Below are 15,605 nucleotides of genomic sequence, written 5' to 3' on the forward strand. Positions count from 1 at the left end.
CCGAGGAGTACGAACATGACCCCTGGTTGCACGCACCAAGGCGCGGCCCGCATTTTCCACACGCCCATCGACTATTGCGAGGATTGTGTGAAGCTCGGCCAGCCGTGGGTACATTTAAGGCTTTGTCTTTCGTGCGGACACGTCGGCTGTTGCGATTCGTCGCCCAACCGGCATGCAAGCAAACATTTTCTCGCGACCGGCCATCCGCTGGTCCGTTCAATCGAACCCGGCGAAACGTGGATCTGGTGTTATCGCGACGAGATCGTCGTAGGTGAGCTTGAGTCGTGACGGCAAAACCGGCCGCACGTGCGGCCGGTTTTGCGTTCTTCGGCATGCCCGCGTCACGCATGCGCCGGTGCCTGTTTTGGCGCCTCGCTGGGCGCTTCTGCAGGCGTTGCTCCTTTTTGCACACGCACCGAATGCGTACCCGAGTCGTAGGTCATTGTGACCTTGTCGCCGTCGCGCACGTCGCCTCGCAGCAGCGCATCGGCGAGTTGCGATTCCACTTCGAGCCGAATCTTACGTTTGAGCATCCGCGCGCCGAACTCGGGGTCATAGCCGATCTGCGCAAGGTGATCGCGCAAGCCATCGTCGAACGACAGATCGATGCCTTGGGCCAGCGCCGTACGCCGTACGCGCGCAAGTTGCAGATCGACGATGCTGCGAATCTGCTCCTTGCCGAGCGCATGAAACACAACCACCTCGTCGACGCGATTGAGAAACTCCGGCTTGAAATGATGCCGCAGGATTTCCATCAACCGGTCGCGCAGTGCAGGATAGTCGAGCTGCTTCGAGTCGGCCTTCATGTTGTCCTGGATCACCTGTGAGCCAACGTTGCTGGTCGCGATGATGATCGTGTTGGTGAAATCGACCAGACGTCCCTTGCCGTCGGTGAGGCGCCCTTCGTCGAACAGTTGCAGCAGGAGGTTGTGCACCTCCGAGTGCGCCTTTTCGATTTCGTCGAGCAGCACCACGCAATATGGCCTGCGCCGCACGCGCTCGGTGAGTTGGCCGCCTTCCTCGTAGCCGACATATCCGGGCGGCGCACCAACTAGCCGTGCCACCGTGTGGCGCTCCGAATACTCGCTCATGTCGATGCGCACCAGCGCGTTCTCGTCGCCGAACACCGAAGCGGCAAGCGCCTTCGCGAGTTCGGTTTTGCCGACGCCCGTTGGGCCCAGAAAGAGGAAGCTGGCAGTCGGCTTGCCGGCTTCTGTCAGACCGGCGCGCGAAAGCCGCACTGCTTTGGCGACGGCGGAGACGGCTTCATCCTGGCCGACCACGCGCTCCTTCAGGCGGTCTTCCAGTCGCAACAGCTTTTCACGGTCCTGAGCAGTGAGTTCAGCCAACGGCACACCCGTGAGCGACGAAACGATCTGCGCAATATCCTCCGCCGTGACTTCCTGCGAACTGGTGCCGCGCTCTTTCTTCCACGTTTCAGTGGCTTCATGCAGGCGTTTCTGTTCGGTGACGAGCCTCTCTTCCAGTTCCTTGGCTTTATCGAATTTCTTTGCAGCGCTGGCCGCGTCCTGTTCCTGTTTGATACGGCGGATGGTCGCCTCGACATCGTGCAATGGCTGCGGACGCGAATTCGACGAAATGCGCACGCGTGCGGCGGCCTGATCGAGCAAATCGATTGCCTTGTCTGGCAGAAAGCGTGCGGCGATATAGCGGTCCGAGAGCTTTGCAGCAGCATCGATCGCCTCTTCGGTGATCTTTACCTTGTGATGCGCTTCGAGCCGGTCGCGCAGTCCACGCAGAATCTCGATCGTTTCCTCGACGCTCGGCTCAGGCACCATGACTGGCTGAAAGCGCCGCTCCAATGCCGAATCCTTCTCAATGTACTTCTGGTATTCGTTTAACGTGGTCGCGCCCACGAGGTGCAACTCACCGCGAGCGAGCGCGGGCTTGAAGACATTGCCGATATCCAGACCGCCTTCGCCGCCGCCCTGGCCAGCGCCGACAATGGTATGCAGTTCGTCGATGAACACCACCAGACGGTCCTGGTTCTCGATGATCTCGTCCAGCACCTGCTTGACGCGTTCCTCGAACTCGCCACGATACTTCGCGCCTGCCACGACGCTATTGATATTCAGCTCGACCACCCGCTTGCCACGCAGCACCTCCGGCACCTGGTCCTGAGCAATGCGTTGCGCAAGACCTTCGACGATAGCGGTCTTGCCCACACCGGGCTCGCCGATCAGCACTGGATTGTTCTTGCGCCGCCGCGCGAGCACTTCAATGGTGGTTTCAATTTCCTTGTCACGGCCGATCACCGGATCCAGCTTGCCTTGACGCGCAAGCGCGCTGAGATCGCGCGCGTACTTGTCGAGCGTGGGCGTGGTCGAGCGGCCCTCCATCTTGCCGTCTTCGGCACCCTGGCCGACCACCTTGACTGCTTTTTGCCGCAGCGATGGCGACGACAGTCCGAGCTTGCGCAGCAATTCACCTGCAAACCCGTCTTCTTCCTCGACGAGCCCTATCAGAATATGTTCAGGCCCGACGTAGCTGTGACCCAGTTCCTGCGACGCCTTCAACGCGTTTTCCAGTGCACTTTTGGCGCGTGGCGACACGCCGATCTGCTCGTTGTCGCTCGGCTCCTTGCGGGTGCCGCGCGGCGCCGTCTGGTCGATGGTCTTCTTGATCTCTTCGGGATCGAGCTTGAATTCCCGCAGGACTTCCTGCACGACATTGTTATCGGCGAGCGCCAGCAACAGGTGTTCCGTATCGACTTCGTTCTTGCCGTATTCGACGGCTGCTTGCGCCGCAGCTTGCAGGCGGTCCAGACCGCTCTGGCTCAGGTACGTCTGCAGGTCCACCGCTTCACGCGCACGGCGATGACGGCGTGTCCGGCCGCCCGACTGTCCTCCCGCTGAATCGCCGATTTGTCCGCTACCGGTGCCTGTATCCTGCTCCGCGCCGCCGGATTGTCCCGGCGCGCGTCTAATGCGTGACCGGCTGCCGCGGTCGTCTTCCATCTGCGGCCACATGTCGTCGAACAGACTTTCGAAAAGTCCGCCGTGAAAGAGGGATTCGAGCGGCGACAGGCGGCGCTGATTGCGCGCCATGAACTCCATGTAGTGCTGATCGCACAGCATCAGCTGACGGCGTTGGCCGTTTTCGGTGATCGTGATCTGCGAGGTTGCTGGCTTTCCACAAACACTGCACTCGGCCATGATGATCTCCTGTCCGTCCGAGAGCGCATCGCTTTGCGGGCGGGTAATGGGTGGGTGGAAAATCTCTGTTCCGCTGCTTATTCCGATGCCGCCCCTGTTTGCGCGCCGGACTTCATCGAGACCGCGGAAGCTGACCGGTTGTTCACGACAGGCATGGCTGAGGAGTGCGGATCTTCACTTGATCTCGATGCGCCGCTTCGGTGCCGGTTCTCCGGCCGCTTTGGGAACGCGCAGCGTCAGCACGCCGTTTTCAAATCTGGCCTCTACCCGATCGAGATCGACGCCTGCGGGCAGTGGGACCGCGCGCTGAAAGTGTCCAAACGACCGCTCGACGCGATAGCATCCTTGTTCTTCGCTCGTCGATTCCAGGCGCTTTTCGCCACTGATGATCAGCATGTCTTCAACCACTTCGAGCTCGACGTCGTCACGGGTCATGCCTGGCAATTCGGCGACGATACGCAGTGCGTCGCCTTCGTCGGTAACATCGATCCGCGGTTGAAACTCGCTGGCGCTGAAGTCGCCGAACCAGCTTCCGAGCGGTCCACGGCCGCCGAACGGATCGCGTATCAATTCGGCCAACAGATGAATCGGATCGGGCAGCGGCCACGCGGCAGCTGAAAGTGCTACCGGCGCAGCAGCGGCTGCCGCCGGTGCACCGTTACCCGTTTGCGTGCCGCCAGTCTGTTGCGCATTTGACCTCGCGCTTTGCTGACTGGTGTTCGGTGCGCCGGCGCCGCCCGATGCGCTCTGTTGCGCGGTGTGCGAGCGCAAGAACCGGAACGGGTTCCATTTGTCGAGATCGAGAAGCATGTGATTCTCCCTGCGTGAGGTACGCCAGTGCCAGACCTGAGGCCGGACCACTGGAGGAGACGGACGGTCCACTCGATCTCCGGATGCGAGGTTTGCCGCGGGGGTGACCTTTTGACCCACGACGAGTCCCGCCAGCGGTGCACTTACGGATGTAAAGGCGCGTGTGGCTCGCCGGTCAGGCCGTCATGGTGCCAGGCACGCGCAGTGATGCCGAGTACGAAAAGCAGCGCGCCCGTGAACAACGCATACACGCCGATCAGCCAGACAAGCGTCAGTGCGCCGGCGCCCGGAAAGACCAGCACGAAGATGCCGAACAGCACGGCGAGCACTCCGGTGAGCACCAGCATCCACGCGTTGCGCAGACGCCTATGCAGCCGGGTTGCCGCGATCAGATCGAGTACGCCGGTGATAATCGCGTTTGCACCGATAACGGCGATCAGCACAAGCGTAGTAAGTCCCGGCACTAACGCGGCTATCACACCAGCTGCGACGCTGCAGATACCCAGCAGCAAGAGCACCCACCACGTGCCGTGCGTCGAGCGGTAGCGGATGGCCGCAACGATCGTGACAATGCCGCCGGCAATTGCGTAGGCGCTGAAAAGAGTGATGAGCAGTAGCAGAGTAAGACCCGGCCAGAACAGCGCCAGCATGCCGAACAGCAGCGCTACCGTGCCGCGCAGAATGAGCATCCACCAGGCGCGCCCAAGTAGTTCATCCATGTGGGACTCCGAGCCGTAACGTCAGTTAATGAACTTCAGTCTAGGCTCCACGCATCTGCGATTCTTTCGCGTTTCTGCCATGTGTTTCGCAATTCTGCGTTGAGTCAGGACGCATGGCGAACAGCATCCAGATTGGTATCCCGGATGCACCGAAATGACCCGAGCCATCACCGCGTCTTATAGCGGTTCGCCGTGAGGAGTTCTAACATGAACTTTGCAGCGCACGGTCCGTGCATTGCGTCATTCATGACATTCTTGTGGCACAGGACAGGTCGGTATCGTTTTGAATCATCGTGTCAAACGTCGTGCCGGGTTGCCCAGCAATGAAACTGCGCTCCGTCAACGAAGCCGGTTGCTTCTGCCCATATTACGAACCCGCCTAAAGCAGCCTTCAATTCGGCCTAAGCTTAGGTATGCGCCAACGCAAGAAGGAGACTTTGCTCATCATGAAGCAAGCAATAGGATCGACTCCTGATCACGGGTTACGCTGCCAACCGATGAACGTCGTTTTCAACAATGGCGAGCTGAATCTGGTGCAAGGATTTCGGCTCGTCATACCCACGGGTAACACTGTTGTGCAGGCTGTGGGCTCCGACGACCTTGGAACGAGTCACTCGATTCTCATAAGTGCTCCATTTGTCGCAGTTATTACCGGGGCGGCGCAGTTGGCCACGAACGCTGACAACGATCTCAGCGGATGGCTTATCGCACTTAGACCGAGCGTACTGGGCCAAGTCTCGCAAGAAGCGTTTGACGCCCTCCCGAAATGGTCCGAGTCTTGGGATCCCTTTTTGCGCGAGGCCGCGGATACATTGAATGCCTTGGCGAACGCGGATCTTTTCGACGCTGCGTGCGCCGACGCTTTTGCCGATGTCATTTCGGTGCACATCGCTGTCCGTTACGGGCACTGTGCTGGTGCGACCGAGCCGGACATGCCTATTACGCGTCAAATGCTGGCTCGCATTCAAGCCTTCGTTCACGACAACATCGCCGAAACCATTCTGGTCGAGCAACTCGCAGTTCTGGTGAACATGAGTGTTTCAAAGTTTGCACGCGTTTTCAAAACGGCGACGGGAAGCCCGCCCCATCTGTACGTGACACTCGAACGAGTGAAATTTGCGAGAGCGATGTTGTGCGAGGAGACCATTCCGTTGGTCGACGTTGGCGCACGCGCGGGATTTCAGACGCAGCAGCATTTCACCGACGTATTCCATAGATATACCGGTGTGACGCCGCGCGCATTCCGGCTTTCCCACCGGAGCTCCGGTAATTAATTCGTTTAGCGAAGTTGCGAACAGGTAACAACCGCTGTACTTCCGCGATCGCGATTGATGCCCCCGTAGCGGGGGAACTATGCGGGTTCGCCTTGATTTATGACCCGCGAACCTGTCAGTAATCGACGGTGATCCGGTTGTCGACCCGCATCACACCGGGGGCAAGCCATGCTACCCGCTCGGCCTCCTCGCGCTCGGCCCACGAGCGGACCGTGCCGCGCAGGACGACATTATTGCCTTCGGCCTCCACAGTGATGTGCTGTGCGTCGACTTCCACGTTGCGCTTGAACGCGTCCTCGATCTTGCGCTTGAGGTCGTCGGGCTCGACCTTCGGCTTGATCTCAATCTCGTTCGTCAGGCCGGTTACGCCGCTCGCCCGTAGCGCCGTATCTGCCGCGCGGCGGCGCTGGTAGTCCCATTCGACTTCGCCCTTCAGCGTCACATCTCCGTCCCTGACAACCACCTTGATGGTGTCCGCCGCATCAGGCAATTCGACCTGCAGTTGAGCAATGATCTCGCGCACGATCTCCGGATCGGGCGGCCTGTTGATCAAAGGCAACCGCACCTCCACATCGTTTGCGACACCCCTCACGCCGCGCACGCGCGTCGCGTCCTCTTCGGCCTTGCGCCTCTGCCGGAAACTGCGCGCGAAACCGGACAATGTGACCGCACCGTCCCTGACCGCAACCCCGATATCCGCTGCATCGACGTCCGGATCCCACTTCAGTTCGTTCTCTACGTCTCGCTTGAGGTCTTCGTCGGCGCTCATCACGCTTCTCGTCGGTTTGTTGATGGACTAACGCGCGCACGCGGACCACGCCCTACTCCACACGCATCGGTCCGCAATAGGGCAACGGTATGACGCGCCGGGCCCATTTTCTTCCGTACGCCTGCGCAGTTTTGCGCAATGCCACCTTACGTTCACATTCGAAAGCCGCGCAGCACAGCGCAGAGATCCGACACGTCTTCGCAGGAATGAGGAAGAAGTGCAACCGTCAAGAACCTAGTCTTGAGGTCATCGTCATCGCGACAATGACCCGTCCACATTCCAGGGTGCGCGCCGGGCGCGACATGCACGGTTGGCTGACACCGCTGCTGTTTTGCGGCGCGGTCGACATCTTGCGCGCGGCACTGAGCATGAGTGCAACCGTCTTGCCGCGTAAGCGGTCTGCGCTTATTTCCAGAGAAAAGGAGCAAATCGATGAGCGATTTAGTCGTTGTAAGCTTTAAAGGCGAAGAAACGGCCGACCAGGTGTTGACCAAACTCCAGCAGATGCAAAAGGAGCACCTGATCGACCTTGAGGATGCCTGTGTTCTGGTCCGCAGCGCGAATGGCAAGGTACACCTCAAGCAAGCCGTCGATCTCGTCAAGATCGGCGCGCTCAGTGGCGCGGCGTGGGGTGGCCTGTTTGGTGCGCTGGTTGGTCTCATGTTGCTCAATCCGCTCGCCGGACTGGCTACAGGCATGGCCATCGGCGTTGGTACGGGCGCGCTGTCGGGCGCGCTCTCGGACTATGGAATCGATGATGATTTCATGCGTTCGACGGGCCAGAACATCGAGCCGGGATCGTCGGCACTCTTCATCCTCGTGCGTCAAGTGAATTTCGACAAGGTCCTGCCTGAGCTGAAGCCTTTCGGCGGAAAGGTATTGAAAACGTCTCTCACCAACGATCAGGAGGAACGCCTGAAAAAGGCACTAGAGAGCCTGAACAGCAGCGGCACGACAGCATGAGCATCACTGCGCTGCATCACGGTCGTGGTCGTGAGTTGTGTCGAAGCTCGCAGTTGGGTCGGATCGACACCCGGACGCGGAGTACGAACGGAAGTGCGATCCGGACATCGCTTCCAACCGCGCGCGAACCCATGCAAGCTGACCATGCCGCCCTTGAGCGCAACCCCGCTATCTGATGGCTTGCGGGAAAGCGTCAGCACACCGAAAGCTCGCGCATCCCGCGGATGCCTTCCTGGAGAGACACGATGAGCATTGCATTAATTGGCGCCACCGGCCGCACCGGTCGCTTAGTCGCGGAAAAATTGCACCGTGCGGGCATTCCGTTTCGTGCATTGCTGCGCGACGAGGCGCAGCGGGCCCATTTCGAAAGCCTCGGCGGGAGCCCCGTGATCGTCGACCTGACGCAGGACTTTTGCGCGGCGCTTGCGGGGGTTAATACGGTTATCTTTGCCGCTGGCTCCGCTGAATCCGAGGGCGCCGAGCAGGAGCGTCAGATCGACCGGGACGCAATCATCAAGGCGGTCGATTGCGCGAAGCAGCATGGCGCGGACCGCTTCATCGTCGTCAGCACCTTGCTGGCATACGCCCCTGAATCCGCTCCAGATGCGCTTCGGCATTACGCCCAGATGAAGCGCGCATCTGACGATTATCTGATCGGCAGTGGACTCGATTATCTTGTGCTGCGTCCCGCCACACTGACTATGGAGCCCGGTACCGGGAAGATTGAGATCGTGGCCGACGCGCAGTCCGCCCGTGCCCCCGTTGCGCGCGAGGATGTTGCCGATGTCGCGCTCGAAGCGCTCAGGATCGGCCTTGTCAACAGGATCGTCGGATTTGCTGGTGGCAGCAAACCGATCGACGACGCGTTGGCCGCACTTCATTGACGTTGCGCGCCGCTCATGCCAGATCGTCGCGCCATAGGCGGTGACGCAGGCCGCCAGTTGCGTCGCGCACTCACACGCGCGCAACGGCGCGAACGTCCGGGCGAACATTCCGACAATACGAACTAGACTGAAATGTCGGCCGCCTGCCCGCGAGAACAGAGCCGTGCGGCCCGTCGCGATGGAGAACTCCCATGCCGAAGACCGTTTTCTCAGCTGAGCAGATTCGCGATGAAGCGCAAAGTCGCGTGGCAAAAATAAGCGCGAATACGCCGGAAGAACTGCGCGTGCGCATACCGCTGCCCGAACGGCACCCGCCCGATGCCGCCGGCAGGAACTGGAACATGGTGCCGCTCAACGAGAAGGGCACCGACTTCACCCACGAGGTCCGGCGCATTGTCGAAGACATGCGCACCGAGTTCGTTCTGCCGGATTGACGCTGCAACGCCGCATGATCGCGTGAGCGGTTCCGTTGAACGAGGTCGGGCACACAACGGCTTGTAAGGTCAGGCGATGAGTTCGGAGAGTGAAGCGGATGATCTCTGCGCCGCACTCACGCTGTACGCCGATGACGGCGGCGTGAAACTCGACCGGAACGCAGCCGGACATGCGTTGGGTCGTTGCAGAGGACCAGATCCGGCGCGATGAAGCGATAGACCGCGTGGCGGCAGGATCGCGACAGATCTGGGCAGAAACCGGAAAGAAGCGTGCGCGGACCATGGCTAGAGTGGCTAGAAGCGGAATCAGGACGATGTGATCCGACGCCGACGCCTGGAAACGTCATGGCAGTACTTTTCGGGCCGAGTCAAAAACGCAAGGAGCGAATTCATGCCGGATACGGAAACCACGTTTGCTGCCGCCGGGCAGCACGACGAACAGATCCCGCTGCGCAAGCTCTTCGAACCCGTCAAGGTGGGGCCGTACAACCTGCGACATCGTGCCGTGATGGCGCCGCTGACGCGTTCGCGCGCGAGCCGGCCAGGCAACATACCGTCTCAGCTCAACGCCTGCTATTACGCGCAGCGTGCATCGGCCGCGCTCATCATCAGCGAGGCGACGCAGGTGTCGATGCAAGGACAGGGCTATGCGTGGACGCCCGGGATTCACAGTCGCGAGCAGGTCGAAGGCTGGCGGCTCGTGGCGAACGCCGTGCACGAGGCGGGCGGGTTGATGTTCATGCAGCTCTGGCACGTCGGACGCATATCGCACCCTTCGTTGCAGCCTGATGAAATGCTGCCTGTTGCGCCGTCTGCGCTCCAGCCGAAAGCGGAGGCGTTCATCGAGAATGAGCGCGGCGAAGGTGTCCTCGCGCCCTGCGTCACGCCCCGCGCGCTGCAGATCGAAGAGATGCCATACCTCGTGCGCCAGTATTTCAGGGGTGCGCGCAACGCAAAGGCTGCCGGTATGGACGGCGTCGAAGTGCACGCAGCGAATGGGTATCTGCTCGACCAGTTCCTGTTGTCCGGCACAAACCGCCGCACGGACGAATATGGCGGGTCGAGCGAGCGCCGGGCCAAGCTGCTGTTTGAGGTGATCGAGACGGTTTGCGAAGTCTGGGGGCCCGAAAGGGTCGGCGTGCGGCTTTCTCCTCTCGGCACCTTCAACGACATGCATGACGACGATCCCGAGGCGACGTTCTCTTACGTCATCGAGAAACTCAATCGATACCGGCTCGCTTATTTGCACATCGTTAATCCCGCGCTGGCGGCGACCGGTGAGGACGGCACTTTCACGGAGCGTGCGAAACGCATGAGCGAGATGATACGGCGCACCTATCGCGGTGTGCTGATGGTCGCAGGCGGGTTCGACGGCAGCAGTGCGGAAAGATGGCTCGAGGATGGCAACGCGGACCTGATCGCGTTCGGACGCCCGTTCATCGCCAATCCCGATCTGCCCGAACGCCTCCGGTTGCACGCTCCGCTCAATTCGCCGGATCCGTCCACGTTCTACGGCGGCGGCGAGCGCGGATACACCGACTATCCGTCGCTTGCGCAGGAGCGCGGGGAGGCCCCACGGTCCGTCATCGACGGGCGTTGGAGATAGACCGTCGTTGACCGGCGAGCCCGCTGACGTCACGCGACGATTTGCGATGGCCGCAGAGTCGGCGATCGATCATTGCTGAGAGGCGCACCATGGTTGTGACTACCTGGGTTGTCGTTGCCGACGGCAGCCGTGCACGAATCTTCGAGACACCGGGACTTAAACTGGAATTGCGGGAAATCGAAGACCTCGTCAATGTCGGCCCAAGTGGACCGGCGCTGAGCGAGAAGGATCGCGAAAAGTTCGCGAAGACCGTCGCCGACTATATCGAACAGGGACGGCTCCATCAGCGGTATCAGCGATTACGATTAGCCGCCGAGCCGAAGTTTCTCGGGATGCTGCGCGCGCGCCTGAGCGAGGAGACGCGTCAGATGGTTTTCGAAGAGATCAACGAAGACCTCTCGGCCCTCGATGCGCGCGAAGTTCAAGCGCACCTGCGAAGTCATTGACGGCGAACTGCCCGGTCGTATGCCGCATTAAATGCGTCAAGCCGTCAGAGAGTCGGGCCTGCACGCGGGCGTGTTCTCTCTGGTTCGCGGCGGCGGCTAACCCCAATACCGTCGCTTCGATACAACAGCGACTCGAGCGGTGCGATGAAGCACGGAAGCGCTGCGCCTTGCGGGCTGGGACACCACCCGAATTGTGGCGAAATTGTGGCGAATTACTTCAGAAATACGCAAAGGTCCAATCCAGACCGGAAATGAAGTGCGCCGCTTGGGCGGTTTTATACTCGCCCCGCTGTCTTCTGACGCAATCCCAACACGCTCGAGTTAATTCATGAAAAAGATTCGCATCGCCCTCGCTGTCTCCGTTGCGCTTGCCGCGACGGCCGCCCACGCACAGACCTCGGTCACGCTGTACGGCCTCATCGACGCCGGTATCACTTACACGAATAACGTCGGCGGAAGCAGCCGGGTTGCACTGGCGAGCGGCAACATCAGCGGTAGCCGCTTCGGCCTGCGTGGCACGGAAGATCTCGGTGGCGGCCTGAAGGCCGTCTTCGTGCTCGAAAATGGCTTCAACGTCAATAACGGCACGCTCGGCCAGGGTGGCCGGATGTTTGGTCGCCAGGCGTATGTCGGCCTGAGCAGCAACAGTTTTGGCACCGTCACGTTGGGCCGCCAGTATGACTCGATGGTTGATTTCGTCGCACCGCTGTCTGCCACAGCAGGCCCGTTCGGTGACTCGGGGTTCGCGCATCCGTATGACAACGACAACCTGCAACATAGCGTTCGCTTCAACAACGCGGTCAAGTTCACCAGCCTTGACTATGCGGGCTTCAAGGCTGGCGGTATGTATGCGTTCAGTAACACCCAAACAGGCTTTGCTGTCGATCGTGCGTACAGCGCGGGCGCCAGCTACAAATTCGGCGGCTTGAACGTGGCTGCCGCCTACCTGCAGATCAATGGTTCGGGCGCTTCGAATCCGAATACCACGGGTGCCGCTGATCCAACCGAGTTCAAGGGTGGCCTGACGTCGGATGTACAGCGTACGGCTGGTGCAGGCGTGAGCTACGGCTTCGGCCCAGCGACGGTCGGCTTTGTTTACACGCACAGCCAATATCAGAATACGAACGCGTTCGGGCTGAAAAATGGTGGCGCTCATTTTGACAACTACGAACTCAATGGCAAGTACGCAGTTACGCCAGCGCTCATGCTCGGCGTTTCTTATGCCTACACCGATGCGCATCTGAGTGGTGCAACGTCGTTCGGCGCCGATCCGAAGTGGAATCAAGTCAACGCGATTGCGCGCTACTCGCTGTCGACGCGTACGGAGCTGTATGCCGAAGCTATGTACCAGCATGCAACCGGCAACAAAAACGTCGCGGTCATGTACAACGCAGGTGGCGCTTCGTCGACGGGCAATCAGGTCATGGGTTCGGTCGGTATACTCACCCGCTTCTAAGGAAGTCTGGCGCGCAGGGTTAGCGAGTTAGCCCTGTGTTAGCGCAAGAGCCGTGTGCGCCGGCGAGCCACCCGCCGGCGCAGATTCACCTTGGGCTCGGGCACAGCGCACTTCAACGAAGATTCTTCGGAGTCGTCGGGAATCACTCGATAAAGTCCATCGTCCTCTCAACGCGATTCTGAATGCGCCTGCGTTTTGTCCGATATTCGTTTGGCATCGGCAAAGTTTGTGGACTACGCTCCCCTTTGCTATGCGACATTAAAGCGTGGCTGACTCACGAAGTCACAAATTCGCGGACTTTCGTGCACCCCTTCTGCACGTGCCTGCCGACACCGGGCAAAACTACTGCTTGGTGAAGCGTTTCGCCAGTTAGTTTCGCCAATTAACTAGCTAGCGAACGACGAGCTTTCTCGCATCCTGTGAGCCAAAGCTAATAGCACCGACGGCCCTCTTTCTTCCATCGCTCGTTTCCGCAAACAGCGGCAGCCCTATCGCTGCACCGATTCTCTAATTCCATTCCGTTTGAATTGGGCGTCTCATCCCGCCAGGCAATGGGCCCCTGCGCTGAGATGGTTCGCGCCAGATTGGGTAACAAGGAGATTATCGTGAAGATCAAACCATTCAGCATTCTCTCAGCAACCGTCGTGGCGCTTCTCTTACTCAGCAGCGCCGCGCAAGCCGAGGGTCCCGGTGGACACGACAGCCACGAGGGACACGACGGACACGGCGGCCCACGCGGCCTTTGTTCGAACGCAACGCTCAGAGGACCGTATGCATTTACCGGTCACGGTGAAATTATCGGATTGATAGGACCGAACAATAAAGTCGCTCCCTATGCGTCCACGTTGATTCTTGATGACGTCGCCCTCGTGACGTTCGATGGCACGGGCGGCTTCACGCGCACCGACTTCGGCATGATCGGCGGGCTGCCGAAAGGGGGCCTCACGACCTTCAATCCAAACCAGAACGGAACATACTCGGTGAACTCCGATTGCACCGGCACCATGAAAATCATTTATACCGCCGGGGGAGCCGTGCCGGCGGGTGTCGAGACTGACCTGAACATGGTCATCGCCGCGGATGGGACGCTCGTCGAATCCGTTGTTTACAGGGCGGTCACTGTCTCCGGCGCGAGCGGAGACAACTCGGTAATGTGCCCGCAATATTGCGAGCAGGCTGTGCAAGAGAATTTTGAGGGGAAGAAAATCGTTGTCTACGGCTTCCGCTAATCGGGATCCAGATGGGCTCACGCTCGCTGAGGCGCTTGCCATGAGCGGCGCTGAGCCCAGCCTTGGGCGAAAGTTCCTGGTCCTTTAATTCCGCACCGTCTGCCTGACGATAGGGTCGCTTCCTCGACCTCTCGCACTCATCTAAATTCTTGTGCAACCTCGGCGAAATACGGCTAGGTGAAAGTCAACGTTCATGGACTCGACGCAATCACGTTGCACATTGATGGTCCGGCAGGTTGTTGTGTTACCCATCATCGCGAGGAGACGGCGATCAGGGCAGGCACAATGAGGTCGAACATGTGCTTCTCGTCAGCTTCGACGGTTTGCACGAGTAGTAGATAGCCTGAAGCGAAGCCGCCTTTGCGACATCGACGAGCCAGAACTCAGATCGTCCCAAACAATGCCCTCGGCCGATCCTTTAACGTGCCCGCCAGCAACCGCAACGCGCTCACGAGCTGATCGCGGCTCGATGCACACGCGAGATTGATACGCACGCCATGCTCGATTTCCGAGCGATCCACCGCGAACGCCGACGACGGCATGACCACCACGCCGCGCGCCTTCGCGTTGGCTGCAAAATCATCGGCGCGCCAGGGCGGCGGCAGCTTCAGCCAGACGAACATGCAGGCGGGATCGGTCTGTAGCAACGACTGCGGCAACAACTCCCGCGCGAGCGCCTGACGCGCGCGAATCTCCGCGAGTTGCGCATCCATGATGTGGCGCGCGGTACCGTCCTCGATCCAGATCGACGCGATCAGCATCGACATCGGCGCGGGCATCCACGCGGTAGTGCGAACGGCCTCCGCGCACAGCGCGGAACTGTCGGGCGGACTCGCCAGATAGCCGAGCCGCAGCCCGGGCGCGAGAATCTTCGACGTCGCGGCGATATGAAAGGTCAGCTCCGGACACAGACTCGCGAGTGTCGGCAGACGCTGAGACACCAGTGGTCCATATACGTCGTCTTCGATGATCACGACACCGTGCCTGCGCGCGATGTCGACGAGCGCCATCCGGCGTTCGAGACTCATCGTCGTGACAGTCGGATTCTGCAGATTGGGCACCGTGAAGATCGCCTTGACCGGCATGCGCCGGCATGCGGCGTCGAGCTCATCGGTCAGCAGGCCGTCGGCGTCGCTCGGAATGCCGACGATCTCGAACTGGAACACGGGCGCAAGCGCCTTCAGCCCGTAGTAGGTGAGCCGGTCGGCGAGGATCACGCCGTCCGTGCCGATCAGACTGTTCAGCACCGCATACAGGCCGTGCTGCGCGCCGCTCGTGACGACCACGTGCGCGGCATCCGGCGTAAATCCGGGCGCCGCCATCCAGCGTGCGCCAGCCGCGCGCGCCCATTCGGGACCTTGTGGCGGCTGGTATTCCTGCAATTGCGCATAGCGTGGATCGCGCGGCAACTCGGCGAGCGTGCGCGCCAGACACTCCAGAAATTCGCCCGTGGCCGGCCGGTTCACCGTCAGGTCGATGGCGGCATTGTTCGTCGCGCGCGCCGGTTCAACGCTCGGCATCGCGCCGCCAGTTACTAGCGAGCCGCGTCGCTTGCTGCCGATCACCAGCCCGCGCAACTGCAATTCCTTGTAGGCACGCGACACCGTCGACACGTTGATGCCCAGTTCAGTCGCCAGTTGCCGCTGCGGCGGCAGACGGCTGCCGGGCGGATAGACGCCGCTGCGGATTTCGCTCTCGATCGAGCTAGACACTTCGATGTAGGTCGATCGCTTCGCCTGCTCCGGCGCGCCGTTGGCCGCGCAGGCTGCGTCTTTGCCAGAAGCCATAAGATCAACTGTCTCCATACAAACCGGCTTTGTCCGCAATTGTGCGGAGGTG

General features: G+C 60.5%; 14 protein-coding genes. 9 read left to right on the forward strand and 5 right to left on the reverse strand.

The window, feature by feature from the left end:
- Positions 1-15 precede the first annotated feature (15 nt).
- Entirely contained in the window at positions 16-288 is a 273-nt protein-coding gene (locus H281_RS0131255) for a UBP-type zinc finger domain-containing protein (protein WP_020071066.1), read from the forward strand.
- A gap of 53 nt (positions 289-341) precedes the next feature.
- On the opposite strand, the gene H281_RS0131260 is transcribed toward H281_RS0131255, so the two are convergent.
- The 3 genes from H281_RS0131260 to H281_RS0131270 form a co-directional block, all read right to left on the reverse strand.
- The gene (locus H281_RS0131260; protein ID WP_020071067.1) at positions 342-3,176 is read right to left on the reverse strand and encodes an ATP-dependent Clp protease ATP-binding subunit; all 2,835 of its coding nucleotides are present in this window, start codon (positions 3,174-3,176) and stop codon (positions 342-344) included.
- Positions 3,177-3,350: 174 nt separating this feature from the next.
- Entirely contained in the window at positions 3,351-3,986 is a 636-nt protein-coding gene (locus H281_RS0131265) for an Hsp20/alpha crystallin family protein (protein WP_020071068.1), read from the reverse strand.
- Between the two features lie 143 nt (positions 3,987-4,129).
- Positions 4,130-4,705: an HdeD family acid-resistance protein gene (locus H281_RS0131270; RefSeq protein WP_020071069.1), complete on the reverse strand. Its 576-nt coding sequence runs from the start codon at positions 4,703-4,705 to the stop codon at positions 4,130-4,132.
- Positions 4,706-5,151: 446 nt separating this feature from the next.
- On the opposite strand from H281_RS0131270, the gene H281_RS0131275 reads away from it, so the two are divergent.
- Complete coding sequence (locus tag H281_RS0131275) at positions 5,152-5,979, forward strand: helix-turn-helix domain-containing protein (RefSeq protein ID WP_027805105.1); 828 nt, start codon at positions 5,152-5,154, stop codon at positions 5,977-5,979.
- A 115-nt stretch (positions 5,980-6,094) separates the two neighbouring features.
- On the opposite strand, the gene H281_RS0131280 is transcribed toward H281_RS0131275, so the two are convergent.
- Complete coding sequence (locus H281_RS0131280; RefSeq protein WP_020071071.1) at positions 6,095-6,748, reverse strand: BON domain-containing protein; 654 nt, start codon at positions 6,746-6,748, stop codon at positions 6,095-6,097.
- Between the two features lie 432 nt (positions 6,749-7,180).
- On the opposite strand from H281_RS0131280, the gene H281_RS0131285 reads away from it, so the two are divergent.
- From H281_RS0131285 to H281_RS0131315, 7 genes are all read left to right on the forward strand, one after another.
- Positions 7,181-7,711 (forward strand): DUF1269 domain-containing protein, encoded by a 531-nt coding sequence (locus tag H281_RS0131285; protein ID WP_020071072.1) that lies wholly within the window; start codon positions 7,181-7,183, stop codon positions 7,709-7,711.
- Positions 7,712-7,956: 245 nt separating this feature from the next.
- Complete coding sequence (locus H281_RS0131290; RefSeq protein ID WP_020071073.1) at positions 7,957-8,595, forward strand: SDR family oxidoreductase; 639 nt, start codon at positions 7,957-7,959, stop codon at positions 8,593-8,595.
- 191 nt (positions 8,596-8,786) lie between these two features.
- Positions 8,787-9,029, forward strand: coding sequence for a hypothetical protein (locus tag H281_RS0131295; RefSeq protein WP_020071074.1), 243 nt, complete (start codon positions 8,787-8,789; stop codon positions 9,027-9,029).
- A gap of 391 nt (positions 9,030-9,420) precedes the next feature.
- The gene (locus tag H281_RS0131300) at positions 9,421-10,635 is read left to right on the forward strand and encodes an alkene reductase (RefSeq protein WP_020071075.1); all 1,215 of its coding nucleotides are present in this window, start codon (positions 9,421-9,423) and stop codon (positions 10,633-10,635) included.
- Positions 10,636-10,724: 89 nt separating this feature from the next.
- On the forward strand, positions 10,725-11,081 hold the full coding sequence (locus H281_RS0131305; protein ID WP_020071076.1) for a host attachment protein: 357 nt from the start codon (positions 10,725-10,727) through the stop codon (positions 11,079-11,081).
- Positions 11,082-11,409: 328 nt separating this feature from the next.
- Positions 11,410-12,537, forward strand: a complete 1,128-nt coding sequence (locus H281_RS0131310) for a porin (protein ID WP_020071077.1) — start codon at positions 11,410-11,412, stop codon at positions 12,535-12,537.
- A 605-nt stretch (positions 12,538-13,142) separates the two neighbouring features.
- Positions 13,143-13,766: a hypothetical protein gene (locus tag H281_RS0131315; protein ID WP_027805107.1), complete on the forward strand. Its 624-nt coding sequence runs from the start codon at positions 13,143-13,145 to the stop codon at positions 13,764-13,766.
- Positions 13,767-14,149: 383 nt separating this feature from the next.
- On the opposite strand, the gene H281_RS0131320 is transcribed toward H281_RS0131315, so the two are convergent.
- Positions 14,150-15,553, reverse strand: coding sequence for an aminotransferase-like domain-containing protein (locus tag H281_RS0131320; protein WP_020071079.1), 1,404 nt, complete (start codon positions 15,551-15,553; stop codon positions 14,150-14,152).
- Positions 15,554-15,605 lie beyond the last annotated feature (52 nt).

The sequence above is a fragment of the Paraburkholderia caledonica genome (assembly GCF_000383275.1).
Classification (GTDB): Bacteria; Pseudomonadota; Gammaproteobacteria; order Burkholderiales; family Burkholderiaceae; genus Paraburkholderia; species Paraburkholderia caledonica.